The organism is Trinickia sp. LjRoot230 (genome assembly GCF_964253315.1).
GTDB lineage: Bacteria > Pseudomonadota > Gammaproteobacteria > Burkholderiales > Burkholderiaceae > Trinickia.
In genome coordinates, this window is record NZ_CAXUQX020000001.1 from 684,515 (window position 1) to 707,239 (window position 22,725).

19 protein-coding genes are annotated in these 22,725 nt (G+C 63.6%); 6 read left to right on the top strand and 13 right to left on the bottom strand.

The features are described 5' to 3' along the window. Nucleotides 1-98 precede the first annotated feature (98 nt). From tyrS to ACSQ20_RS03305, 3 genes are read left to right on the top strand one after another with little or no spacing between them, the layout of a single operon-like run. On the top strand, nt 99-1,346 hold the full coding sequence (tyrS, locus tag ACSQ20_RS03295; RefSeq protein ID WP_436017411.1) for a tyrosine--tRNA ligase: 1,248 nt from the start codon (nt 99-101) through the stop codon (nt 1,344-1,346). 17 nt (nt 1,347-1,363) lie between these two features. Beyond that, nucleotides 1,364-1,822, top strand: a complete 459-nt coding sequence (gene dtd / locus ACSQ20_RS03300; RefSeq protein WP_436017413.1) for a D-aminoacyl-tRNA deacylase — start codon at nt 1,364-1,366, stop codon at nt 1,820-1,822. A 28-nt stretch (nt 1,823-1,850) separates the two neighbouring features. Further along, nucleotides 1,851-2,531 (top strand): histidine phosphatase family protein, encoded by a 681-nt coding sequence (locus ACSQ20_RS03305; RefSeq protein ID WP_436017415.1) that lies wholly within the window; start codon nt 1,851-1,853, stop codon nt 2,529-2,531. A 20-nt stretch (nt 2,532-2,551) separates the two neighbouring features. Here ACSQ20_RS03305 and ACSQ20_RS03310 read toward each other — a convergent pair whose 3' ends face one another. The 11 genes from ACSQ20_RS03310 to ACSQ20_RS03360 all read right to left on the bottom strand — a co-directional run bounded on the left by ACSQ20_RS03310 (nt 2,552) and on the right by ACSQ20_RS03360 (nt 18,052). Continuing rightward, complete coding sequence (locus ACSQ20_RS03310) at nt 2,552-3,493, bottom strand: oxygenase MpaB family protein (protein ID WP_436017417.1); 942 nt, start codon at nt 3,491-3,493, stop codon at nt 2,552-2,554. Between the two features lie 47 nt (nt 3,494-3,540). Next, a complete protein-coding gene (gene ruvB / locus ACSQ20_RS03315) occupies nt 3,541-4,605 on the bottom strand; it encodes a Holliday junction branch migration DNA helicase RuvB (protein ID WP_436017419.1) in 1,065 nt (354 codons plus the stop codon). Nucleotides 4,606-4,673: 68 nt separating this feature from the next. Next, nucleotides 4,674-5,261 (bottom strand): Holliday junction branch migration protein RuvA, encoded by a 588-nt coding sequence (ruvA, locus tag ACSQ20_RS03320; RefSeq protein WP_436017421.1) that lies wholly within the window; start codon nt 5,259-5,261, stop codon nt 4,674-4,676. Nucleotides 5,262-5,324: 63 nt separating this feature from the next. Beyond that, nucleotides 5,325-5,867: a crossover junction endodeoxyribonuclease RuvC gene (ruvC, locus tag ACSQ20_RS03325; protein ID WP_436017423.1), complete on the bottom strand. Its 543-nt coding sequence runs from the start codon at nt 5,865-5,867 to the stop codon at nt 5,325-5,327. A gap of 72 nt (nt 5,868-5,939) precedes the next feature. Then, nucleotides 5,940-6,518 carry an aspartyl/asparaginyl beta-hydroxylase domain-containing protein gene (locus tag ACSQ20_RS03330; RefSeq protein WP_436017425.1) on the bottom strand — a complete coding sequence of 193 codons (579 nt, stop codon included), beginning with the start codon at nt 6,516-6,518 and terminating at the stop codon, nt 5,940-5,942. A gap of 145 nt (nt 6,519-6,663) precedes the next feature. Further along, nucleotides 6,664-11,724 carry a trehalase family glycosidase gene (locus ACSQ20_RS03335; RefSeq protein ID WP_436017427.1) on the bottom strand — a complete coding sequence of 1,687 codons (5,061 nt, stop codon included), beginning with the start codon at nt 11,722-11,724 and terminating at the stop codon, nt 6,664-6,666. A 590-nt stretch (nt 11,725-12,314) separates the two neighbouring features. Further along, nucleotides 12,315-13,883: a bifunctional phosphoribosylaminoimidazolecarboxamide formyltransferase/IMP cyclohydrolase gene (gene purH, locus ACSQ20_RS03340; RefSeq protein WP_436017429.1), complete on the bottom strand. Its 1,569-nt coding sequence runs from the start codon at nt 13,881-13,883 to the stop codon at nt 12,315-12,317. A 39-nt stretch (nt 13,884-13,922) separates the two neighbouring features. After that, nucleotides 13,923-14,156, bottom strand: a complete 234-nt coding sequence (locus ACSQ20_RS03345) for a Fis family transcriptional regulator (protein ID WP_436017431.1) — start codon at nt 14,154-14,156, stop codon at nt 13,923-13,925. Further along, nucleotides 14,153-15,238: a tRNA dihydrouridine synthase DusB gene (gene dusB, locus ACSQ20_RS03350; protein WP_436022890.1), complete on the bottom strand. Its 1,086-nt coding sequence runs from the start codon at nt 15,236-15,238 to the stop codon at nt 14,153-14,155. Before dusB ends, ACSQ20_RS03345 begins: the two co-directional genes overlap by 4 nt. Before the next feature lie 164 nt (nt 15,239-15,402). Then, nucleotides 15,403-16,662 carry a UbiH/UbiF/VisC/COQ6 family ubiquinone biosynthesis hydroxylase gene (locus ACSQ20_RS03355; RefSeq protein WP_436017433.1) on the bottom strand — a complete coding sequence of 420 codons (1,260 nt, stop codon included), beginning with the start codon at nt 16,660-16,662 and terminating at the stop codon, nt 15,403-15,405. A gap of 1 nt (nt 16,663) precedes the next feature. Next, nucleotides 16,664-18,052, bottom strand: a complete 1,389-nt coding sequence (locus ACSQ20_RS03360) for an aminopeptidase P N-terminal domain-containing protein (RefSeq protein WP_436022892.1) — start codon at nt 18,050-18,052, stop codon at nt 16,664-16,666. Nucleotides 18,053-18,248: 196 nt separating this feature from the next. On the opposite strand from ACSQ20_RS03360, the gene ACSQ20_RS03365 reads away from it, so the two are divergent. Then, nucleotides 18,249-18,860 carry a glutathione S-transferase C-terminal domain-containing protein gene (locus ACSQ20_RS03365; RefSeq protein ID WP_436017435.1) on the top strand — a complete coding sequence of 204 codons (612 nt, stop codon included), beginning with the start codon at nt 18,249-18,251 and terminating at the stop codon, nt 18,858-18,860. A gap of 5 nt (nt 18,861-18,865) precedes the next feature. Further along, nucleotides 18,866-19,663, top strand: coding sequence for a hypothetical protein (locus tag ACSQ20_RS03370; RefSeq protein ID WP_436017437.1), 798 nt, complete (start codon nt 18,866-18,868; stop codon nt 19,661-19,663). On the opposite strand, the gene mnmA is transcribed toward ACSQ20_RS03370, so the two are convergent. Beyond that, nucleotides 19,647-20,786 (bottom strand): tRNA 2-thiouridine(34) synthase MnmA, encoded by a 1,140-nt coding sequence (gene mnmA / locus ACSQ20_RS03375; RefSeq protein WP_436017439.1) that lies wholly within the window; start codon nt 20,784-20,786, stop codon nt 19,647-19,649. The two genes, ACSQ20_RS03370 and mnmA, sit on opposite strands and share 17 nt — an antisense overlap. Before the next feature lie 45 nt (nt 20,787-20,831). After that, the gene (locus tag ACSQ20_RS03380; protein ID WP_436017441.1) at nt 20,832-21,314 is read right to left on the bottom strand and encodes an NUDIX hydrolase; all 483 of its coding nucleotides are present in this window, start codon (nt 21,312-21,314) and stop codon (nt 20,832-20,834) included. A gap of 259 nt (nt 21,315-21,573) precedes the next feature. On the opposite strand from ACSQ20_RS03380, the gene ACSQ20_RS03385 reads away from it, so the two are divergent. Then, complete coding sequence (locus ACSQ20_RS03385) at nt 21,574-22,725, top strand: Re/Si-specific NAD(P)(+) transhydrogenase subunit alpha (RefSeq protein WP_436017443.1); 1,152 nt, start codon at nt 21,574-21,576, stop codon at nt 22,723-22,725.

Here is a 22,725-nt window from a genome sequence, read left to right on the forward strand (position 1 = left end):
GTTAAGCGATGTTGCGGAGCTGGGGCGCGGCGAGAATATGGGACAATCTACGCTTTTGCAGCGTCCCTCCGTCTTTGTTTCGTTTCCCCAATGTCCCGATGAGCACCGAGTCCACCGCCCAACCCGCTTCGACCTTTCCGATTACCGACGAGGTTCTTCACGCGCTGGCCATCGCCAAGCGCGGCGCCGACGAACTGCTGATCGAAGAAGAGTTCGTGCGCAAGCTCGCGCGCAGCATGGCAACCGGCACGCCGCTGCGCATCAAGCTGGGGCTCGATCCGACCGCGCCCGATATCCACATCGGCCACACGGTCGTGCTGAACAAGATGCGTCAACTGCAAGACCTCGGCCATACGGTGATCTTTCTGATTGGCGATTTCACCTCGCTGATCGGCGACCCATCCGGCCGTAACGCGACCCGCCCGCCGCTCACGCGTGAACAGATCGAATCGAACGCCAAGACGTATTTCGACCAGGCTTCGCTCGTGCTCGATCGCGAGAAGACCGAAATTCGCTTCAATAGCGAATGGTCGATGCCGCTGGGTGCCGACGGCATGATCAAACTGGCGTCGCGTTATACGGTGGCCCGTATGCTCGAGCGCGAAGATTTCACGAAGCGTTTTCAAGGCGGCGTGCCTATTTCGGTTCACGAGTTCCTTTATCCGTTGATGCAAGGCTACGATTCCGTGGCGCTCAACGCCGATCTCGAACTCGGCGGCACCGACCAGAAATTCAACCTGCTCGTCGGGCGCGAACTTCAGAAGCAGTACGGCCAAGAGCAGCAGTGCATCTTGACGATGCCGCTGCTGGAAGGACTCGACGGCGTCGAAAAGATGTCGAAGTCGAAGAACAATTACATCGGCATCAGCGAGAAGCCAACCGATATGTTTGGCAAGCTGATGAGCATCTCCGATACGCTGATGTGGCGTTATTACGAGCTGCTGTCGTTTCGCAGCCTCGACGACATCGCGCAATTCAAGCGGGAAGCCGACGAGGGTCGTAATCCGCGCGATTTCAAGGTCATGCTGGCGCAGGAGATTGTCGCGCGCTTTCATTCGCAGGCCGACGCCGAGCGCGCGCTCGACGATTTCAACCACCGCGCGCGAGGCGGCGTACCCGACGATATCCCGTCCGTCACGCTCAGCGGTGCGCCGCTCGGCATCGGACAACTGCTCAAGCAGGCTGGGCTCGTGCCGTCGACGAGCGACGCGTTGCGCAATATCGAGCAAGGCGGCGTGAAGATCGATGGCGCGACGGTGTCTGACAAGGCACTCAAACTCGACACGGGCGAGTACGTCGTGCAGGTCGGCAAGCGCCGTTTCGCGCGCGTGTCGCTGTCGGCCTGAATGACGCGGGCGTCGACGTGATCGCATTGATCCAGCGGGTACGCCAAGCGCAAGTGCGCGTGGGCGAGCGCGTGACGGGCGAAATCGGCGCTGGGCTGCTGGCGTTCGTGTGCGCCGAACGCGGCGATACCGAGCGCTGTGCCGACAAGCTCGTCGCGAAGGTGCTCGGCTACCGCGTGTTCAGCGATGCGGCCGGCAAGATGAATCTGCCGCTGACGAATATCGATGGCGCGGGCCGTGCGGGCGGCTTGCTGCTTGTGTCGCAGTTCACGCTCGCGGCGGACACGGACAGCGGTTTGCGGCCCAGTTTCACACCGGCCGCGCCGCCCGACGAAGGCAAGCGGCTCTTTGACTACTTCATTGCCGCCGCGCGGGCGAACCATCCGATCGTCGAGACCGGCGAGTTCGGTGCCGAGATGCAAGTGGCGCTCGTCAACGACGGCCCCGTCACCTTCTGGCTGCGCACGCGCGGCTGATCTGATTGCCAAAAGAGTTGTGATCGATATGTCCACCCGCATACTTTTTGTTCGCCACGGCGAAACGGCCTGGAACCAGATCAAGCGGATCCAGGGTCATATCGATGTGCCGCTCGCCGAAAGCGGACACGCGCAGGCGCGACGTCTGGCTAACCGGTTGGCCAGCGCGGCAGTGGCTGGCGAGCCGATCGGTGCCATTTATTCGAGCGACCTGGCGCGGGCGCAGCAAACGGCGCAGCCAACGGCCACGGCGCTTGGCTTGCCGGTGACGCTGGCCGAAGGGCTGCGCGAGCGGGACTATGGGGTGTTCCAGGGGCACGACAGTACCGAGATCGCTGCGCGTTTTCCTGATGCCTACGCCATATGGCAAACTCGCGACCCGGGGTTTGTACCCGAAGGCGGGGAGTCGTCGCGGATGTTTTACCGCCGGGTGGCCCATGCGATCGAAGCAATTGTCGCGGCGCATCCGGGCGGACGCATCGCCTGCGTGACCCATGGCGGCGTGCTCGATTGCATCTATCGACGCGCCCGTGCGTTGCCGCTCGATGCGCCGCGAGACTATCCGCTGCTCAATGCGAGTATCAATACCGTGGAATTCGACGAAGTGGGCGCTATATCGATTCTCGCCTGGGCCGATATCGATCACCTCGAAGCCGCAAGCGACGACGACGGGCTCGTACAGCAACGGGCTGTCACGCGAACGCGTTGAGTGGTTGAGCCGTTGAAGTATCAGGCTTGATCCACTGGCGCTGCCGCCCGACGCCGGGCCCGCTTCGACGCTCCATTGACGAGTGCCCACCGAAAGACGGGCGCAATGGCTCGCACGCCCGAGCGCGCCAACCTTCCGCGCAAGCGCCCAAGCGCCGAAAAGCCGATCATCTGCTGCGCCCAATCGGGCAGCAGGTCGACCCCGGCATCGAACATCAGCTTACCGGCGGGCCGCATCAGCGCACCGCGAGGTGCGGCCCGCGCCAAAATCGCCACCACTTCTTGCACGCGCGGCCCCGCTTCCAGCGCGGGCTGCATACCTTTCAAGTAGGCCTCGATTTCGTTGCACGACGACGGCACGGCGCTCGCACCGAGCATCTCGGCGATGCGCGCCGTTTCGGCGTAATAGCGATCTTGTTCGCTGACCGGCAGAGCGGGGTCGACATAGCGCAGATGCGCTGCCAAAAAGCGCGAGACCTCCGCCACATGGACCCACGTCAGCAACGCTGGATTGCTTGCGCGATAAGGCCGTCCATCGGGCGCCACGCCTTCGACCGCAAGGTGAATGCGCTTGACGCGCTCGATCAGCGCGAGCGCGTCGTGCCGATTGCCGAAGGTCGTGCCGGCCACGAACGTGGCGGTGCGGCGCAGCCGGCCGAGCATGTCGGTGCGAAACGTCGAATGATCCCAGACGCCTGCGAGCGCGAGCGGGTGGAGCGATTGCAGCATCAATGCGCTGATGCCGCCGACCATCATTGCAGTGAAGTCGGCATGCACGCGCCAACAAACGGACTCGGGGCCGAAGAGGCCCGGGTCGCCCGGCGGCGAAGTGTAGTCGAGCGAGGGGCCGCTGCCCGAGGTCAGATGCGTGACGACCTGAGCGAGCTTGGCGCGGACCGGTTTGGTCAGCGCCGCACGCAACGTGGCTGGCTCAGGTGATGGGTTGGAGGTGCGCTCTGACATTGCAGACTCTCGCGGGCCGAACGAAGCGCGACGGCGCATGCTCAATGCTACTCGGCGTCGGCATCCCACAGGCTGCGCACGGGGCTTGCGGCGTCGGGCGTGGCGAGGCCGAAATGCCGATACGCAGCGAGCGTGGCAACGCGCCCACGCGGTGTCCGCTGCAAATAACCTTGCTGGATCAAATAGGGCTCGAGCACGTCTTCGATCGTGTCGCGCTCTTCGCCGATGGCCGCGGCAAGGTTATCGACGCCCACCGGGCCGCCGTCGAACTTTTGCAAGATCGCCTCGAGCAGCTTGCGGTCCATCAGATCGAAGCCGACGGGGTCGACATCGAGCATCGACAGCGCCGCATCTGCCACGCGTGCGGTGATGTTGCCGTCGGCTTTGACTTCGGCGAAATCGCGCACGCGGCGCAGCAAGCGGTTGGCAATGCGCGGCGTGCCGCGTGAACGCTTGGCGATTTCGAATGCGCCGTCGGGATGAATTTGCGCGCCGAGCAGCGAGGCCGAGCGCACGACGATACGTGAGAGCTCTTCGGCGTTATAAAACTCGAGCCGCGAGACGATGCCGAAGCGGTCGCGCAGCGGGTTCGTGAGCATGCCGGCGCGCGTCGTCGCGCCGACGAGCGTAAACGGCTGTAAATCGAGCTTGACGCTGCGTGCGGCCGGCCCTTCGCCGATCATGATGTCGATTTGGTAGTCTTCGAGCGCCGGGTAAAGAATTTCCTCGACGACCGGCGAAAGCCGGTGGATCTCGTCGATGAAAAGCACATCGTTGGCTTCGAGGTTGGTGAGCAGCGCGGCCAGATCGCCTGCGCGCTCGAGGACCGGGCCGGACGTTTGCCTCAGATTGACGCCCATTTCGCGCGCGATGATGTGGGCGAGCGTCGTCTTGCCGAGGCCCGGCGGGCCGAACAACAAGACGTGATCGAGCGCTTCCGAACGGCGCCTGGCTGCTTCGATGAAGATTTCGAGCTGCGCGCGCACCTTTTCCTGTCCGACGTATTCGTCGAGCTGGCGAGGACGCAAGGCGCGCTCGAACACCTCTTCATGCGAGGACGTGGGCGTGGCGGCAATGATGCGCTCGGAGACGAGCTTGTCGGTTTCGATCATGCGCGTCATTGTACCGCGCGCGCCGAAGGCTCAAGCGGTGGCGTAAGCGGTGCGTTGAAGCTGCGGCGTCAGCCTTTCGAAAGTGCTTTGAGCGCGAGCTTGATGCCTTCGGAGACGCCGGTGCCGGCCGGCACGTTCTTGACGGCGGTGAGCGCTTCCTTTTCGGAATAGCCGAGTGCGAGCAGGGCGTTGAGGATATCGTTCGCGTGATCGGAGGGCGAACCCGCGGCGCCCGCTGCTGCTGTGCCGAGATCTGCGCCGAGCTTGCCTTTCAATTCGAGCAGCAGCCGTTCGGCCGTCTTTTTGCCGATGCCGGGCACGCGCGTCAAGCGCGCGGCGTCTTGCAGCGTGACCGCCTGCGAGAGTTCCGAAACGCTCATGCCCGACAGCACCGCGAGGGCCATGCGTGCGCCGACGCCGCTGATTTTCAGCAGTTCGCGAAACGTGGCGCGTTCGTGCACGGTGCCGAAGCCGTAAAGCAGATGAGCGTCCTCGCGGACGATCAACTGCGTGAGCAGGACCACCTTTTCGCCAGTCGAAGGCAGGTTGTAGAACGTGCTCATCGGCACGTCGATTTCATAGCCGACGCCGCCGCAGTCCACGAGCAAATGAGGCGGGTTTTTTTCCAACAGCGTACCGGCAATGCGACCGATCATGGGGAATGCGGGGAAAGAAGCAAAGCGCGAGTGTAGCGCATGCGCCCGCGCGTGCGGCGGGACTCAGCCGACGAGCCGCCCGCGTTTCACGCGCAGGCCCTTTTTGGCGAGCGCGGGCGCAATGCCGCCCAGCGTACTGAGCGCGCTGCCGCTGTGGGCGTGGCAGATCGCCATCCCGAGCGCGTCGGCGGCGTCCGTGCCGGGCAGGCCGGGCAAATCGAGCAGGCGCCCGACCATCTGCTGCATTTGCTCTTTGGTCGCGCGGCCGTAGCCCACGACGGCTTGTTTGAGCTGCAGCGCCGTGTATTCGGCCACCGGCACGCCGGCCGCGACGAGTCCGCAGATGGCCGCCCCGCGCGCCTGGCCGAGCAGCAGCGTCGATTGCGGGTTGACGTTGACGAAGACTTTCTCGATGGCCGACTGATCGGGCGCGTGCTGGCCAATGAGCGTCGTGATGCCTTCGAAGATCGTGCAAAGACGCGAAGGCAGATCGGCGTTTGCCGTGCGGATGACGCCGCTCGTGACGTAAGTCAGCCGTTGGCCCGACTGCTCAATGACGCCGAAACCGGTGACGCGCAGACCGGGGTCGATACCGAGAATTCTCATGAAGTCCAAGCGTGGGAAGTGCTTGGCGATACTACAACGAACGGGAGCGTACGGCCATTGCGTTTGTCGGGCTTAGCGTCGCAGCGCGGCCTGCGAGCGGCTGAATTCCATGTAGAGGATGGTGCGGGGATGCTCGCTCAGATTGATGGCGAAGTGCTCGCGCGAGCCATCGAATACGATCGATTGGCGATTGCGTTCGGCGCGGAATTCGCCTTCCACGTTTAAGTAGCAGTGCTTGTCCGGCACGTCGATGCCGAGATGGAATGTCAACAGATCGCCGCCGAGCTCCGCATGCGCATGCGGAGCGATGACCGAACGAGGTTTCATCTGCGATAGCGCGCAGACCTTGTATCCCGCCATGCGCGAGAGCAGCCGATATAGCGTTGGGTACTTGAAGCCGGCATCGCTCGAAAAAAGGCCCTGACAGGACAAGCCATAAGTCAGCCAGTCGCCGTTCGGCTGATCAGAGCCGACTTGCCAGGACGGCATCCAACCGTTGTTGAACTGAAGCACTTCGAGATATTCCTCGTGCGTGCCGTTGCGGTGAAGGTCGAGCACGGGTGCATCGAGCGCGTCCACCTCGGCCCGGATGGCTTCCCATTGGGCTTCGAAGGCGCCGATGAATTCGAAGGCTTGCGGGTCATGAAACATGGCGTCGATACCTTTCGCGCGAAGGTGAAACGGGGGCGGGCGTGGCGTCGATGCGCGTGAGCCAGCGCTCGCCCCGGTATTTTTGCGCGAGCACTTCGCGTGTGCAACTGCTGCGCACGCGAAGTGTGATGCGCTGGATAGCCCGTTAGGCGGATACAGGCACTTGCTCCAAGTCCATGTCGAGCAGCTTCGCGCAACTCGGGAACAACGATCCGAGGTACTCGAGGAACTCGTTGGTCATTGTCATATTCATCTCGGGCGGGTATTCGCCGCCCTTGCCCGTCTCGCCGTTCGGATTGTATTTCTCCGCCGTGACGCCGTATTTCTTATAGGCTTCAACAGCGTTTTGCGTGTACGCCAATGCGAGTCGCTCGGCGAGTTTGGGATAGCCTTTGCGCTGGAGCCCGACCACTGCCTTGTAGACGTGCATCGCCCAGAAGTTGTCGCCATCCCATTGTTCGTGGCTGTTGAGCGCCATCGATGCCCTGAGCCCGTCCGGTGTGGCCAGCGTCTCGATGCTCTCGATAGCCCATTCGAGCGCTTCATCCGGGATGGCGTCCGCCCACAACGCATTCGCCATTTGCGCCGACAGTAACGGGTGCAGCTCGCCTTCCCTCAACCGGTAGTATGAGCCGCCCTGCAAAGGCGTAGCCAGCTTGAGGCCCGTGGGACGCTGCCCCAATTGAATGTCCTTACGCGGCTCGAAGAAGGTCTCTTTCATCGCGGCGATGCGCTGATTGCGGAATTTGTCCATCAGATCCGCCATCTTGTGATCGCCGGTCGCACGCAGCGTCAGCACGATCACGCGTTCGAGTTCTGCCATATGCGCGTTTTCTTGCAGCGGTACCGAGTAGGTCAGCTCGCGGCGGCCATTCGTCGGATTGCGCTGCCCTTCGTTGAAATCTTCGCCGTCTGCGGCGCCGAGCCGCATTTCCCCAAACGTGAATGCAGGATTGATCCGATCGGTTTGGAACGCCTCCTCCGCGATTTCCCTGTCTTCGCGGTAACCCTCGGGGCGCGCGCCTTGCGGGGCGCCGTAATCCACCAGGGTGCTGAGAATGTTGCCATTGGGCAGCATGGTGACACCGTTGAAAATGCGCCCCGGCGCCAACTCATCCGCACCGCGCATTTTGGAGTACCACTCCGCCATAAACGAATGCAGCCATTTGACCAGGACTTCCTTGCTGCCGAGGTGCTCGGCAACGGCTTCCGCGGTAAGTGCGTGTGTGCTCGGCTGCGCACGCCCCGTGAAATGGGTGGCGTTGGCATTCGGCTCCAGCCCGAGCACGCTGATCAGATGCGGTGTGTTGTGGAGCTTCTCCTTGACGCCCTCGATATCGCCGGCGGCTACTTGGCCGAACAGGCTCAATATGTCGTCCCACCCGAAATCCAGACGGAAACGGTTGATGGTTGGGACGTTTGCCTTCTTCGGCACTGGGACGACAGACGAGTATTGGCGCGGGTTCGACATATCGAGCTGGTTCTCGTCGCGCATCAGTGCCAGGTGGGCGCGCAGCGTCTTTTGCTTCGGTGGGTTGAAGCGCTCGACCGGGCGGACGGGCCGATGGAAGTTAGCCTTCCAAAACGCCGCGATGTCCAAGTCCCTCCAGAATTCGTCCGGCAATGTGTCGAGGTTCTCTGGCACCGCCCTACCTACTGGCATGCGCTGTGTCGCATAGTGCCGGCACAGCCGATCGAAGTCCGCCATGATCTCCGCCGGCTCACGCATCGGATCGGAATCGACTGCCGCCATGCTGTCCGGACCAAAAAGGTACGTGTTGAGTTCGGCGCGAATAGGGCTGTCCTTCGGGTAGATGTTGCTGTCGTTGCGCAGTTGCACGAGGTGAAACAGTCTGCCGAACAGCTGCATATGGCTTGGCAAGATCACCGGGTCCGGCGGCATCCATTCCGCCGGATAGTTGGCAAATATTTCGCGAAGCGTGTCTTGCATTGGCGAGCTGGCCAGCCGCGGCACCGGTGGCGCGTATTGCACGGGTTGATTCCTGTCCTCCACGCGCCTGTTATGTATAGCCGGCACCGCGACCTCGGGCACGCGCGTGCCGACGACCGTGTTGCGGCCGCCGGGCCGTCGCCCATTGAGATGCTGGCGTTCGCGCCGCGCCGCGCCTTCGAAGGCCTGCGCCTGGAAGGCGAGGGGCGGCAGCCCCGACATTTTCTCTCGCTGGTTGGAATACTGATCCCACACTTCATGCTGACCATAGTTTTTTTCGTCGATCAGTATTGCACCGGCCAACGAGCACTCGCGTTCGAGCGCTCGCTCTTGGCTCTCGCTGAGATTATTGACACCAGCGCTCGTAAGGATTTGGATCTTGTGCATTCTTACGCGAAGCTGTGCGGCCGCGCTTTCGGTCAGATAGCGCCGGACGACGATATCGCGCGCTCCGGGCGTGGCAACCGAGCGGTCCGGCAATATCTGGTTGCTTGCATGAGCCGGGGGCCGCGGTGTCGATTCCCCAAAGTATTCCCCCGACCACTCCATGTACTCGAGCTCGCTCATCGTCATTTCTTGGAACGCTGTACCGCCTGTCCCGGCGGGCGGTACGCAAACGCGTGTCGCGTTATTCTCGAGCCCTTTGGTTGTGCGGTTCCCCGGGATGAGCCACGCGCCGTGCCCGCCGTTTACAAAGGTATCGAACGCGAAGGTGCCGACATTGAAGATCGGCAACGTGTAGATCAGCGGGCCTCTCATCCAGTGCTGCTCTCGCCGGTTTATCGTATGCGCTTGCATCTCCGCACCTTGTGACCTGCCGGTTTGGGTGCCCTTCGTGCGCGCCCATTGCAGGAAGCCGGCGCCCCAAGCTGTATTGACGCCCCATTGCATCAACGGGTTCGGAGGAACGGCCAACTCGCTGCCGACCAACACGTTTTGTCCGAGCACCGTCATGACCTGACCAATGCGGGCCTTCTCTTTATGTTCGCTCTTTTGCTCGAATACCTTGATGTCGTCATCGCAGTGACTTTCCGCCATGAGCCGTTCCCACGTGTCGGCGCCGGTGTCGGATTTGCCATCGGATATCTTCTCCCAAATATCGAGCGCACGACGTTTTGCGGTTTCGAAGTCATCAGCCTTGATGCGCAGCTTCAGTCCGTTCGCTTGCTCCTTCTGACGGTGAAAGCCCTTTTCAAAGACGTTCCACCAGAAATTCTCCGTCGTGTGAACCTGCGCGACGACGCCTGCGAGCATGGTCAGCGTGCGCCGGTCGAACGTACCAATGTCGATATCGATATAAGCACCGTCGGGCCCCTCTTCGCCGCTCATCATGACAGCCGCGCCACGGCCGCGAATCTTTGCAACGGTCGGCAGCGGTGTGACGGTCGGGTGCCCGACCTTAGCCGCCCATGCCGCCGGCGCCAAGGTGGCCCATAGCGTCACGTTGGGGCCGATCGCCCCCCGCCCTGTGAATGCGATCGACGAGCCCGGCTTTAACGTCGCGATCAGTTCACCCACGCCAGCACTCTTGTGCATCCAGCCTTTACTAAGGGCTTTGAGCTTCGTGAGGTGCTTGCCGAGGTCCTCGGACGCGGGGCCGATTTGCGCTTCGGTCAGCCATTGGCTGAGCTTGTCGTGTTCGAGCGTCCGGCATTCCTCGTGCGCGGGCCGGCAAGCGGGATGCTCGAGCAATTCGGCCGTCGTGACCCCCAGTTCCTGCGCGGCAGTCGACACGAGGCTATTGAATGTACCCTTCGTGAGTTTTATCTCGCCATCGCCCCAAGGCTTGTGGCCAATGCGCTGAGCGAACCCATTCAGGGCTGCCATATGCAGCGCGTCACGTACGCGTTGGTCCGTCAACGCGACAGGCGTGTCGTCGGTCACGCGCCGGCCGTTTTCCATTTTCGTGGGCGGCTTGAGGGCGGTCTCAATATGCTGCGCCAGCATGATGGTGATGCTCTGCGCGAGCTCGTCCATCACGCGCTGTTCCGTGATAGGCGCCGTTTCGCGCCCGCGTACACGCGCCCAGAAGCCGGGCTTCTTACCGCTGCCGCCCATCATTTCGTTCAGACGGTTACGCATGGCCGCCACGCCTTCGAGCGTGCGCTTGCCGCCGTCGAACAAGACCATGGCTTCGCACTCGATTGGCGACGGCTTGGCCGAGAGCGCGCCCAATAACGCACGCGCCGCAATGACGTTACCTTCGTAGCCGTAAGCGGAATCGGCGTCCTCTCGCGGCTCGTCGGTTCCCGGCGAGGCTTGGTCGAGGACATCGCGCGCGAGATCCGCAGCTTCTTCAAGCGTTTGCGGCCGCTGCCGTCCCAAGTCGCCGAACTTCACGTTATTAAGCAGATGACCGCACGTCGTCAACGCCATTGTCATCGTTCGGCGTTGCTCGTCTGAATCGCTGAGCTTGACGTAAGGCGACGGCGAGAACGCTTCGAGCAGATCCCAACCGCTTGGTGCTGTCGCCAGCAAGCAATGGGTCGCCAAGTGATCGGTCCGTGTCGTTGGGCCCCACGCCGACGGATCGCGCCACGCTTGCATGACCGCTTCGGCACGTGCCGGGTCGCCTCCCGTTGCTTGTGCGAGCGCCTGCACCAGCACGAGCGCCTGCGAATAGCGCGGGGCGTTGCCATACATCGGCAACGCTCGACGGTTCAACGACTCGAGGATTTCGTTGGTGTCTGCTTCGCTGATGCCCGGGAACAATCTTTCGACGTCCTTGCGCGACGACGCGCGTGGCAGCAGCATCTCGGCGACAAACGCTTTACTGATGCCCGGGAACATTGCTTCGAGCTGCTGCGCGCGCGTCGCGATCGGATCTTTTTGTGACGCCTTGACCGCTTCGCCGATGCCCGGGTACAACGCTTCGATCTCGGTGCGTGACGAGGCTCGCGACAGGAGTAGTTCGTCGACAAACGTTCTGTTTATGCCGGGGAACAACGCTTGGATCTCCGTGCGCGACATGTACAGTTCGCCCATCGAGCCTTCCATGCCGAAGCGGTCATCCTTTACTTGTGCCGAACCTTCTCCGAATATAGCGCGCACCTTTGCATCGAGCCCAGGCTTACGGTCCACCGGCTCGCACGGCCGCTGCAGGCGCAGAAGCTTATCAAACCGTCCGCGCAGGCCGCCTCTACGCTGCGTCGTCTGCTGTTCGGCCTGAGCAGGCGCAGCAGTCTCGAGGGCGGGCGTCTGAGCAAACGTCTGATGCGGTGCGGTGTGGGGACCACTGAGGGTAGGCGATGACATGCATGTCTCCTTATTGCTTGTTCGAGTCTCGGCGTTGAGGACTCATTGACATCGCTCGATGAGTCACTGCATTCCGAAGCGCGGTGCAGCCGGGCATCGTATCGATAACGCAGGCATAGGTGCACCGGCTTGGAGATGATTATGTCGTTCGCCGTGCACTGTGCATCGCGAGTGGGCGAAGATGCGAATGGCCGTGCGATGTCTCGTAGTACTTGTTGTGAGAGGGCTCGCGAAGGTACGTATGGCCAAGCGAATCGCGGCTGCGAAGCGGCGTATGCGTATGCGAATCGAAGTGGGCAGCGAATGCGATGAGGCCCTGCGCTGCATAGGAAATGGCCTCGTGCATCGACGGGCCAGGTGTCTGCCCGCGTGTAGAAGCTGTGGAGGTTGGCAGTCGGATCGCAATGGGGCGTAACGCAGTCGATATGTACATCGAATGCGATGCGTGCCTGGGCTTCAAACGGCGTAAGTCGACGAGCGAGGCAGCACCGACGTTGCTCGGTGAGGCACTCGGAGAAAAGAAGGGGGGGCGGGATAAAACAAAGATGACGAGGCGCACTTCGCGAAGTGCGCGCCCGCCGTGATCCGATTCAGTGCCGGAAGTGCCGCACGCCGGTCATGATCATCGCGATATTATGTTCGTCGGCCGCGGCGATGACCTCATCGTCGCGCACCGAGCCGCCCGGCTGAATCACGCATGTGGCGCCCGCGGCCACGACGACGTCGAGCCCATCGCGAAACGGGAAGAACGCGTCCGACGCAACCGCCGAACCATTCAACGAAAGCCCCGCGTTCTGCGCTTTGATGCTTGCGATGCGCGCCGAATCGACGCGGCTCATCTGGCCCGCGCCGACGCCAAGCGTCATGCCATTGCCGCAGAACACAATGGCATTCGACTTCACGTACTTCGCCACGCGCCAGGCGAACAGCAGATCGTTCATTTCCCGCGGCGTCGGATGGCGTTTCGTTACGACGCGCAACTCGTGCGGCACCACGTTCTTCGCATCGGGCGATTGCACGAGCAGCCCGCCGCCGACACGCTTGAAGTCGAACATATTGTGCTGTGCGCCGAGCGCAATCTCGAGCACGCGCACGTTTTGTTTCGCCGCGAAAACCGCTTTGGCCCCTTCGGTGAACGACGGCGCAATCAACACTTCGACGAACTGTTTCGCCACGGCCACCGCCGCCGCTTCGTCCAGTTCGTGGTTGAACGCGATGATGCCGCCGAACGCGGAGTTTGGATCGGTCTTGAATGCCTTCGAATATGCTTCGAGCGGATCGGCTCCGGTGGCCACGCCGCACGGGTTCGCATGCTTGACGATGACACAGGCTGTGGCCGCATCGAACGTTTTCACGCATTCCCACGCGGCATCGGCATCGGCGATGTTGTTGTAGGAGAGCTCCTTGCCCTGCAACTGCCGATAGCCCGCGAGCGCGCCGGCCGGCTGCGCGACATCGCGATAGAACGCGGCGCTTTGGTGCGGGTTTTCGCCGTAGCGCAAGTCCTGCACTTTTTCGAATGCCAGATTCAACGTGGCCGGATACGTATTGCGCGAGCGGTGCTGCAGCGCATCGGTCAGGCTCGTCAGATAGTTCGTGATCGCGCCGTCGTATTGCGCGGTATGCGCGAAAACCTTCGTCGCCAGCCGGAAGTTGGTCTGGTAGCTGAGCGCGTTGCCGTTCGCGCGCATTTCATCGAGCACGGCGGCGTAGTCGGTCGGGTCGACCACGACGGTGACGTCGCGGTGGTTCTTCGCGGCCGAGCGCAGCATCGTCGGGCCGCCGATGTCGATGTTTTCGATTGCATCTTCGAGCGTGCATTCGTCTTTCGATACCGTTGCGACGAACGGATAAAGGTTCACGACGAGCAGATCGATGGTGGGAATGCCGTGGGCCTCGAGTGCCGCCATGTGCTCGGGCAGGTCGCGGCGCGCGAGAATGCCGCCATGGACTTTCGGGTGCAGCGTCTTCACGCGCCCGTCGAGCATCTCGGGAAAGCCGGTGTAATCGGCAACCTCGGTGACGGGAAGGCCCGCTTGCGCGAGCAGCTTGGCGGTGCCGCCGGTCGACAGCAGCTTGACGCCGAGCGCCGAAAGCGACTGGGCAAATTCGACGATACCTGACTTGTCGGAAACGGATAGGAGCGCTTGCTGGATCATGATGGAAACAAGGACCGAAAAGTGACGTGGGCGGCGCGGCTACAGCAGGCCGTGCTGTTGCAGTTTCTTGCGCAAGGTGTTGCGGTTCAGGCCGAGATACTCGGCGGCAAGCGATTGATTCCCGCCCGCCTGCTCGAGCACCACCTCGAGCATCGGTTTTTCCACACACGACATCACCATGTCGTAGACGTCGTGGGCTTTGGCGCCGTCGAGATCCTGGAAGTAGATATCCAGGCTGTCGCGCACGCATTGTTCGATATTGTGCTTGCTCATGCTGCTATGGGTTCGTTGCGGGGCGGCTCGCCGCTTGCGTCGCCGTGTGCGTCCGTTGGGGCCGCTTCGTCTTCCACGTAGACGAGGCGGTCCGACAGGGCCTGCTGCGCGTCGAAAAACGCGTTGACGGCGAGCAGTTGCTCGCGTGTGGTATCGAGCGTGTTCATCCGGTGCCGGAATGCGTTGGCGCCGGAAAGCCCGCGAGTGTACCAGCCGATATGCTTGCGCGCAGTACGCACGCCCGTGAACTCCCCATAAAACGCGTAGTGATCTTCGAGATGCTCGTTCATCACCTCGCGGATTTCGGCAATGCGCGGCGGCGGCAGCAATTCGCCTTGCCGCAGAAAATGCTCGATTTCGCGAAAGAGCCACGGGCGGCCCTGCGCCGCGCGGCCGATCATGATGGCATCGGCACCCGTGGCTTCAAGCACCGTGCGTGCTTTCGCGGGGGAATCGATATCGCCGTTTGCGACGACCGGAATGTGTACGGCCGCTTTGACCGCGGCGATGGTGTCGTATTCGGCTTCGCCGTGATAGAGGTCGGCCCGCGTGCGGCCATGCACGGTCAGCATTGCGATGCCGGCGTTCTCGGCGATGCGGGCGATGGCCAGCGCATTCTTATGGGCGCGGTCCCAGCCGGTGCGAATCTTGAGCGTCACCGGGACGGCATCGGGCCCGATGCCCACAGCGGCGACGACGGACTCGACGATGCGCGCAACGAGCGGCTCGTCTTGCAAGAGCGCCGAGCCGGCGGCGACATTGCAGACCTTTTTGGCCGGACAGCCCATGTTGATGTCGATGATTTGCGCGCCGTTCGCGACGTTGTAGCGCGCCGCTTCGGCCATCATCGAGGGATCGGCGCCGGCGATCTGCACGGCGATCGGCTCGACTTCGCCGGTGTGATTGGCCCGGCGCATCGTCTTTTCGCTCTTCCAGAGCTGCGCGTTCGACGCGACCATTTCCGACACCGCATAGCCCGCGCCGAGGCGCTTGCAAAGCTGGCGAAACGGCCGATCCGTGACGCCCGCCATCGGGGCGACGAACAGGTTGTTGCGCAGAATGTGCGGGCCGAGCGTTGGCATCATGAAACGGCTACCCGCGCTCGGGGCGGCGCGAGCGCGAGAAAGCGTCGAGGGAAACGCGCATTTTACCGTTAACGGGAGCGGCCAAGCGTGCGCGGCGTCTTGGCTTGGTTCGGCTCCGTCCGCTTCGGTTCGCTTCGGTTCGCGTTGATGCTCGCCGAACGCTAGTGCCGCTGGCCGAACATCATCTGCCGCGCAAGCGCGGTTTTGGCAGGCGGCATGAATTCGAGCGCCGTCAACGCCAGGCCGCGCAGCGCCGAAAAAGGGCCAAGATCCATCGTAAAAAGCCGCGCAAGTGAATCCGTGGCGCCGATCGTGAGCCGTCGATCGAGTGCGCGCGCTCGACCGAATGCGGCTAGCGCTTCCGGTGTCGCATCTGCGCGCGCGAGCGCATCGGCGAGCGCGTGCGCATCGCGCAAGCCGAGATTGAGCCCTTGCCCTGCCACCGGGTGCAGCGTTTGCGCCGCGTTGCCGATGGCCGCAATGCGCCCGTCGACAAGGGCCTTGGCGGCCGCAAGGCCGAGCGGAAAAGTGGCACGCCCTTTGATCGACTCGAATCGACCCATGCGCGAGCCGAACGCCTCGCCGAGTTCCGCGACGAGTTCGGCGTCCGAAAGCCCGGCCCGGCGAGCGGCTTGCTGCGGGGTCATGCACCAGACAAGCGCGTAGTCGGCAAGGCGCACGCCGTCCATCGGCAATAGCGCGATTGGCCCCTCGTGGGTGAAGCGCTCCCAAGCGGTATGCGGCTGCGGCGAAGAAACACGGATTGTGCCCACGAGCGCCGTTTGCCCGTAGTCGCGTGTTTCGCGCGCGCCGCTACGGTTGCTGTTGCGGTCGCTGTCGCTGTCGCTGCGTTCGATGGCCGGCGCCTGGCCCGATAAGCCGAACAGCCCCCCTTCGGCGTTGACGAGAATGCGGGCGCGCAGCGTGTGCCGCACCCCGCCGGTTTCGATCGGCAAGCTGACAGTATCGTCGTCAGGTGCGTGCTGCGGCGGCAGCGCGCTAGTCGACGTGAACCAGTGAACGGGCGAGCGCCGGACCGCGAGCGCGAGCGCGTGAACGATCGCGCCGTAGCGCGCCACGTAGCCAAGCGCCGCGAGCCCGTGTTCGTCGCGCTCGATCAACGCACGGCCAAAGCGCCCACGCTCGGAGACGTGGATGCGCTCGATCGCGTGCGCCTCCGCGGGCCATGCGCCGAGCGGCTCGAGCAGCATCCGGCTGCCTTCGGAGACGGCGATGACGCGCGGGTCGCCCGTCGCGTCATCGGGCTCGCGTGCATCGACAAGCGCGAGCCTGAAATTCGCGGTTGCGCTGCGGCGGGCCAGCCAGGCCGCGAGCGCCAGGCCCACCGGCCCCGCGCCGACGATCGCCACATCGAAGTCGTGCGCCGTATCGGCGTGTGGCGGATGAGGGGACTCGTTCATCTCAGGCGTTGCGCATCAGCGCTTCGATCTCGTCAGCCAGCACCGGGACATCGCGCGTGATCAACTCACAGCCAAGCTCGGTGACGATCGCATCGTCTTCGATCCGGATGCCGATATCCCAGTACCGCTCGGGCACGTCTTCGGCCGCGCGCACGTAAAGGCCGGGCTCGATGGTAAGCGTCATCGCCGCGCGCAACGTACGCCACGGCAATGCGCCGTTGGCATCGCGCGCCGCGCCGCGCTCGCGATAGTCGCCGCAATCGTGCACGTCCATGCCGATCCAGTGGCCCGTGCGGTGCATGTAAAAACGGGTGTAGGCGCGCTCGGCGACGACATCGTCGGCCGACGAGTAGCGCTCGCGCGCAATAATGCCGGTATCGAGCAGGCCCTGCGCGAGCACGCGCACCGCGGCGTCGTGCGGGGCCTCAAACGGCACACCTGCGCGCGTGGCGTCGATGGCGGCCTGCTGTGCCGCGTGCACGATGTCGTAGAGTTCGCGTTGTGCCGGCGAAAAACGCCCGTTTGCCGGAAACGTGCGCGTGATGTCGGCGGCATAGCCGTCGAGTTCGCAGGCGGCATCGATCAGAACCAGTTCGCCGTCGCGCAACGCCGCGTTGCCGGCCGGATAATGCAGCACGCACGCATTCGCGCCCGCGGCGACGATCGACCCGTACGCCGGCGCTTGCGCACCTCGACGGCGAAACGTATAGAGCAACTCCGCTTCGAGTTCGTGCTCGCGCATGCCGGGGCGGCACACGGCCATCGCGCGACGGTGTGCCTCGGCGGAAATCTGCGCGGCGCGGCGCATGACGGCGTGCTCATGGGCGTCCTTGAAAAGCCGCATGTCGTCGAGCGTCGGCGTGATATCGACCAGCGACGTTGGCGGGACGACGCCGCTGCGGCTTTGCGCGCGCACCGCGTCGAGCCAGCGGCGAACCTGCTCGTCGAGCTCGATTGAGCGGCCGAACCCATAGTGCAGCGCCGGGGCGTTGGCGAGCAGACGGGGCATCTCGGTGTCGAGGTTGTCGATCGGAAACGCAGCGTCGAAGCCGAATGCCTCGCGTGCCGCTTCCGGGCCGAAGTGAAAGCCCTCCCAAATTTCGCGCTCGGCATTCTTCGTACGACAAAACAGTATCGACGCGGGCTCGCCGGCGCCCGCATCGGCATCGAGCACGACGAACGCCTGCGGCTCGGTAAAGCCGCTCAGGTAGTAGAAGTAGCTGTCGTGTCGATAGGGATAGTCGGTGTCGCGATTGCGCAGCACTTCGGGGGCGGTCGGCACGACGGCCACGCCGCCACCGGCCGCGCGCATGGCGGCTAGCACGCGTTCACGCCGCTCGCGATAGACGGCGACAGGGACGGCGAGAGGGGTTTCGGTCGGTTGATTCATCGTCGGATTGTAGCGCTCAAACGGTGGCGGCATCGCGCGGCCGAAGACCGCCGCGGACGCTGCCCGCACCAGCCGGGCCTGTTGCATTCCGCCGACAGCCGCAACGATGGCCGATTGGGCCGATAGCACGGCAACCCTGTCCGCCGTTATGATCGTCGGCAACGTATACTCCTCGTCGCACCTCCGAGAAACGCAGATGATGAAACTAATCGGTTCGTTGGCTAGCCCGTTTGTGCGCAAAGCGCGCGTCGTGTTGGCCGAAAAGAAGATCGACTACCAATTGGTGCTCGAAGACGTCTGGGCAGCTGATACGTCCATTCATACGTTCAATCCGCTTGGCAAGGTTCCGTGCCTTGTCATGGAAGACGGCGAGGCCGTGTTCGATTCCCGCGTCATTTGCGACTATGTCGATACCCTTTCGCCGGTCGGCAAGCTGATCCCGCAATCGGGCCGCGAGCGTGTCGAAGTGCGCTGCTGGGAGGCACTGGCCGACGGTGTGCTCGATGCCGCCGCGCTGATCCGCATCGAGAGCACGCAACGCGAAGCGGCTCAGCGCAGCGTTGGCTGGGTCGCGCGCCAGCAACGCAAGATCAACGAAGGCCTTAACGCGTTCGCGCAGGGCCTCGCCGGCAAGCCCTGGTGCGCGGGCAACCATTTTTCGCTGGCCGACGTCGCCGTGGGCTGCGCGCTTGGCTACCTCGACTTCCGCATGCCCGAGCTGGATTGGCGCGAGAAGCACATCAATCTCGAAAAGCATTTCAGCAAGCTCTCGCAACGCCAGTCGTTCATCGACACCATTCCCGCCTGATCGTCATGGCCCGCCGGCGAACGAGCGCATCGAACGCGGAACGCATTGGCGCCGCCGCCGTCGACTCTGCATCGATTGAAGCCCGCTCCGATCTCGCAGCTCACGTCTCGCCGCGATGGGGTGCGGTTGCGGGCGCAGCGGTGCTCGTCATCGTGGCTGTTGGCTGGGAGTTCGCCGCGCGGCGCGGCTTCGTCGATCCGTTTTTCGTCTCGCAGCCGTCGGCGATCGTGATGCAGATCGTCGATTGGTGGCATGGCGCGACCTCGAGCGGCCCGCTTGGCATCCACATTGGCGTCACGCTGGGCGAGGCCGCCGTTGGTCTGATCGCGGGCTCGATAGCCGGTGCTTGCGTCGGTTGGATGGTTCGGCTTGGCCCGTTTGGCAAAGCGCTGTTCGGGGTATTCCGTTTCGCAGCAGGACTTTTTTCGCTGGCGGCATCGATTGCAATCGGGGCCGCGTTGCTGCTCGCGCTGGGGCCCGGCAGCGGGAGCAGCAAGGCCGCGCTTGCTGCCTGGCTTGTGGGCGTGCACGCTTACGGCGACGCGCGCGCCGGCTCAAGCATCTCAGTCACGCTGCGAGCGCGCAGCCGGCTTGCGCTCGCCGGTGCGTTGATCGGCGAATGTCTCGGCTCGCATGCCGGGGTTGGCTTTCTCATCACGCGTGCCGTTCATCAGTTCAATGCGAGCGGCATCTACGCGGCGCTGGCGGTGATCGTCCTGCTGACGTCGGGCGTCGATGCTCTTGCCGCCGCGGTGCAAACGGCATGGCGTCACGCAGCAACGAAGTTCAGCGCTCGGCGTTGAGCGCCCCGGCCGGTGCTGCCGCCATACCCGCCGTGGCCGACGCCTGTTCGATGATCCCGCCGCCAAGGCAGATGTCGCCGTCGTAGAGCACGGCCGATTGGCCCGGCGTGACGGCCCATTGAGCGGCGTCGAAGGCAAGCTGGAAGCGGCCGGTGGCATCCTTGCCGACGAACGTGCACGCCGCGTCGGCTTGGCGATAGCGTGTCTTCGCAGCAAGCCGCGCGTTCGCTTCGGGTGCCGTGCCGGAGACCCAGCTCGGATTGCCGGTGACTAGCGTTGACGAAAGCAGCCATGGGTGGTCGTGGCCCTGCGCGACGTAGAGCGTATTGGACGCCATGTCCTTGCCCGCGACGAACCAGGGCTCGCCGCTGCCGGCCTTGCTGCCGCCGAGCCCGATGCCCTTGCGCTGTCCGAACGTGTAAAACGCAAGACCAATGTGCTCGCCGACGACCACGCCGTCCGGCGTTTTCATCGGCCCCGGGCGCGTCGGCAAGTAGCGGCTGAGGAATTCGCGAAACGGTCGCTCGCCGATGAAGCAAATACCGGTGGAATCCTTTTTCTTCGCATTGGGCAGACCGATTTGCTCCGCAATCGCGCGCACCTGCGTCTTCGGCATCTCGCCGAGTGGAAAGCGCGTCTTCGAGAGCTGGGCTTGACTGAGCCGGTGCAGGAAGTACGATTGGTCCTTCGTGTGATCTTGGGCTTTGAGCAACTCGAAGCGGCCATCGGCCTCGCGTACGCGAGCATAGTGGCCCGTCGCGATCGTCTCGGCCCCGAGCGATATCGCGTGATCGAGAAACGCCTTGAACTTGATCTCGGCATTGCACAGCACATCGGGGTTTGGCGTGCGGCCGGCCGAATACTCGCGCAGGAATTCGGCGAAAACGCGGTCTTTGTATTCGGCGGCGAAGTTCACTGCTTCGACATCGATGCCGATGAGGTCCGCCACCGAAACGACGTCGATCCAATCTTGCCGCGTGGAGCAGTATTCGCTGTCATCGTCGTCTTCCCAATTCTTCATGAAGAGGCCGACGACGTCGTAGCCCGCTTCCTTCAGAAGCCATGCGCTCACCGACGAATCGACGCCGCCCGACATTCCCACCACCACTTTTTGCTTGCTCATCGGATTGAACCTGAATCTTGGGGCGCGTTTTCGCCTGTTTCGTGCCTATTGGGTACCTGACGGCCCGACCGAGTGCGTGTGCAGTAGATCGAGCGGGAACCGGCGGCCCGCGAGGTAATCGTCGAGCGAGCGCAGCACGAGCGGCGTGCGGTGGCGCTCGGCGTTTGCGCGTAATTCGTCCGGCGTCAGCCACAGCGCGCGGACGATGCCGGCGTCGAGCGTACGCGCTTCGTGCGCGCCGCTGCTTGCGCCGCAAAAGGTGAAGCGCAGGTAGGTGGTGCCACCGGCCGGCTTGTCGAGGTGCGCCATATACACGCCGACCAGCGCGAGCGGAACGAATGCGTGGGCCGTCTCTTCGAGCGTTTCGCGAACGACGGCTTCCATCAGCGTCTCGCCGGCCTCCAAATGGCCGGCCGGCTGATTGATCCGCAAGCCTTCGGCCGTCTCTTCCTCGACGATGAGAAAACGGCCGTCGCGCTCGATGATGGCGGCAACCGTCACGCGCGGCGCCCAGCGATCATTTTTCATAACTGCGCATTTTACCTGCTGCTCAGGTCTGCCGCAGACGGTGCCCACTCGCACGTCTCTCGCCGATTATCGTCGCGCCCGCCAAGTTCGGTTAAAGTGTCGCATCGGTGCGCTCGGGCCGGGCGCGGTTATGCGCCGCCCGCACCGTGCCTGTCGTATCAGCCGTGTGCCGTGTATCTGGAGAGATGATGGGGCCGGCAAGCGTCGTCGGCCTGTCTTCGCTTCGCTTGATCAACGAGAAGGTGAGGAGGATTGAACGATGCACATCGGAGTGCCAGCCGAGACGCGCGCGCACGAAGCGCGCGTTGCCGCGACGCCCGAGACGGTCAAGAAGTACGTCGCAGCGGGGCATCGCGTCACGATTGAGCGCGGGGCGGGCAGCGCCGCGAGTTTCACCGACGAAGCCTTCGCCACCGCGGGGGCTGAGCTCGTCGATGCCGCGGCGGCCCTCGGCGCCGATCTCGTTCTCAAAGTCCAGTCGCCAACCGAGGCCGAACTTCCGCTGATGAAGCGCGGGGCGGTCGTCGCCGGCATGCTCGAGCCGTTCAATGCCGAAAACGCCGCACGGCTTGCCGCGGCCGGCTTGACCGCGTTCGCCCTCGAAGCAGCCCCGCGCACGACGCGCGCGCAAAGTCTCGACGTACTTTCTTCTCAAGCGAATATCGCAGGCTACAAGGCAGTGCTGATCGCGGCCGATCTTTACCCGCGCTTTTTGCCGATGCTGATGACGGCGGCCGGCACCGTCAAGGCTGCGCGCGTGCTGGTGCTCGGCGCCGGCGTAGCCGGCTTGCAGGCTATCGCAACAGCGCGGCGCCTGGGCGCGGTAATCGAGGCCTCGGACGTGCGGCCGGCAGTCAAGGAGCAGATCGAATCGCTCGGCGGCAAGTTTATCGACGTGCCTTTCGAGACGCAGGACGAGCGCGACGCCGCGCAAGGCGTGGGGGGCTACGCGCGGCCGATGCCGCCGAGTTGGCTCGCGCGCCAAGCGCAGTTGGTGCACGAGCGCGCGAAGCAATCGGACATCGTCATTACCACCGCGCTGATTCCGGGACGTGATGCGCCGATGCTGCTGTCCGAAGATGCAGTGAGGGCGATGCGTCCGGGCTCGGTGGTTATTGATCTCGCGGCCGGGCGGGGCGCCGAGCGGCCGGATCAACCAGGCATGCGCGGCGGAAATTGCCCGCTCACCGAAGCTGACAAGGTGGTGACGAAGCACGGCGTGACCATTGTCGGTCACACGAATTTGCCGGCGATGGTCGCGGCGGATGCGTCTTCGCTCTATGCGCGCAATCTCTTCGATTTTCTCAAGCTGATCGTGACGAAAGAGGGTGCGCTCAACATTGACATGACCGACGACATCGTTGCCGCGACGCTGATTGCGCGCGACGGTGCGCTCGCGCGCCAAGCCTAA

Excerpts from the sequence above, each read along its gene's own strand:
- ACSQ20_RS03305 (WP_436017415.1), top strand. The coding sequence starts at position 1,851 with ATGTCCACCCGCATACTTTTTGTTCGCCACGGCGAAACGGCCTGGAAC.
- ACSQ20_RS03385 (WP_436017443.1), top strand. The coding sequence starts at position 21,574 with ATGCACATCGGAGTGCCAGCCGAGACGCGCGCGCACGAAGCGCGCGTT.
- ACSQ20_RS03335 (WP_436017427.1), bottom strand. The coding sequence starts at position 11,724 with ATGTCATCGCCTACCCTCAGTGGTCCCCACACCGCACCGCATCAGACG.
- ACSQ20_RS03360 (WP_436022892.1), bottom strand. The coding sequence starts at position 18,052 with ATGAATCAACCGACCGAAACCCCTCTCGCCGTCCCTGTCGCCGTCTAT.
- dusB (WP_436022890.1), bottom strand. The coding sequence starts at position 15,238 with ATGCCAACGCTCGGCCCGCACATTCTGCGCAACAACCTGTTCGTCGCC.
- ACSQ20_RS03365 (WP_436017435.1), top strand. The coding sequence starts at position 18,249 with ATGATGAAACTAATCGGTTCGTTGGCTAGCCCGTTTGTGCGCAAAGCG.
- ACSQ20_RS03370 (WP_436017437.1), top strand. The coding sequence starts at position 18,866 with ATGGCCCGCCGGCGAACGAGCGCATCGAACGCGGAACGCATTGGCGCC.
- mnmA (WP_436017439.1), bottom strand. The coding sequence starts at position 20,786 with ATGAGCAAGCAAAAAGTGGTGGTGGGAATGTCGGGCGGCGTCGATTCG.
- ACSQ20_RS03330 (WP_436017425.1), bottom strand. The coding sequence starts at position 6,518 with ATGTTTCATGACCCGCAAGCCTTCGAATTCATCGGCGCCTTCGAAGCC.
- ruvB (WP_436017419.1), bottom strand. The coding sequence starts at position 4,605 with ATGATCGAAACCGACAAGCTCGTCTCCGAGCGCATCATTGCCGCCACG.
- tyrS (WP_436017411.1), top strand. The coding sequence starts at position 99 with ATGAGCACCGAGTCCACCGCCCAACCCGCTTCGACCTTTCCGATTACC.
- ruvA (WP_436017421.1), bottom strand. The coding sequence starts at position 5,261 with ATGATCGGTCGCATTGCCGGTACGCTGTTGGAAAAAAACCCGCCTCAT.
- ruvC (WP_436017423.1), bottom strand. The coding sequence starts at position 5,867 with ATGAGAATTCTCGGTATCGACCCCGGTCTGCGCGTCACCGGTTTCGGC.
- ACSQ20_RS03380 (WP_436017441.1), bottom strand. The coding sequence starts at position 21,314 with ATGAAAAATGATCGCTGGGCGCCGCGCGTGACGGTTGCCGCCATCATC.
- ACSQ20_RS03310 (WP_436017417.1), bottom strand. The coding sequence starts at position 3,493 with ATGTCAGAGCGCACCTCCAACCCATCACCTGAGCCAGCCACGTTGCGT.
- purH (WP_436017429.1), bottom strand. The coding sequence starts at position 13,883 with ATGATCCAGCAAGCGCTCCTATCCGTTTCCGACAAGTCAGGTATCGTC.
- ACSQ20_RS03355 (WP_436017433.1), bottom strand. The coding sequence starts at position 16,662 with ATGAACGAGTCCCCTCATCCGCCACACGCCGATACGGCGCACGACTTC.
- ACSQ20_RS03345 (WP_436017431.1), bottom strand. The coding sequence starts at position 14,156 with ATGAGCAAGCACAATATCGAACAATGCGTGCGCGACAGCCTGGATATC.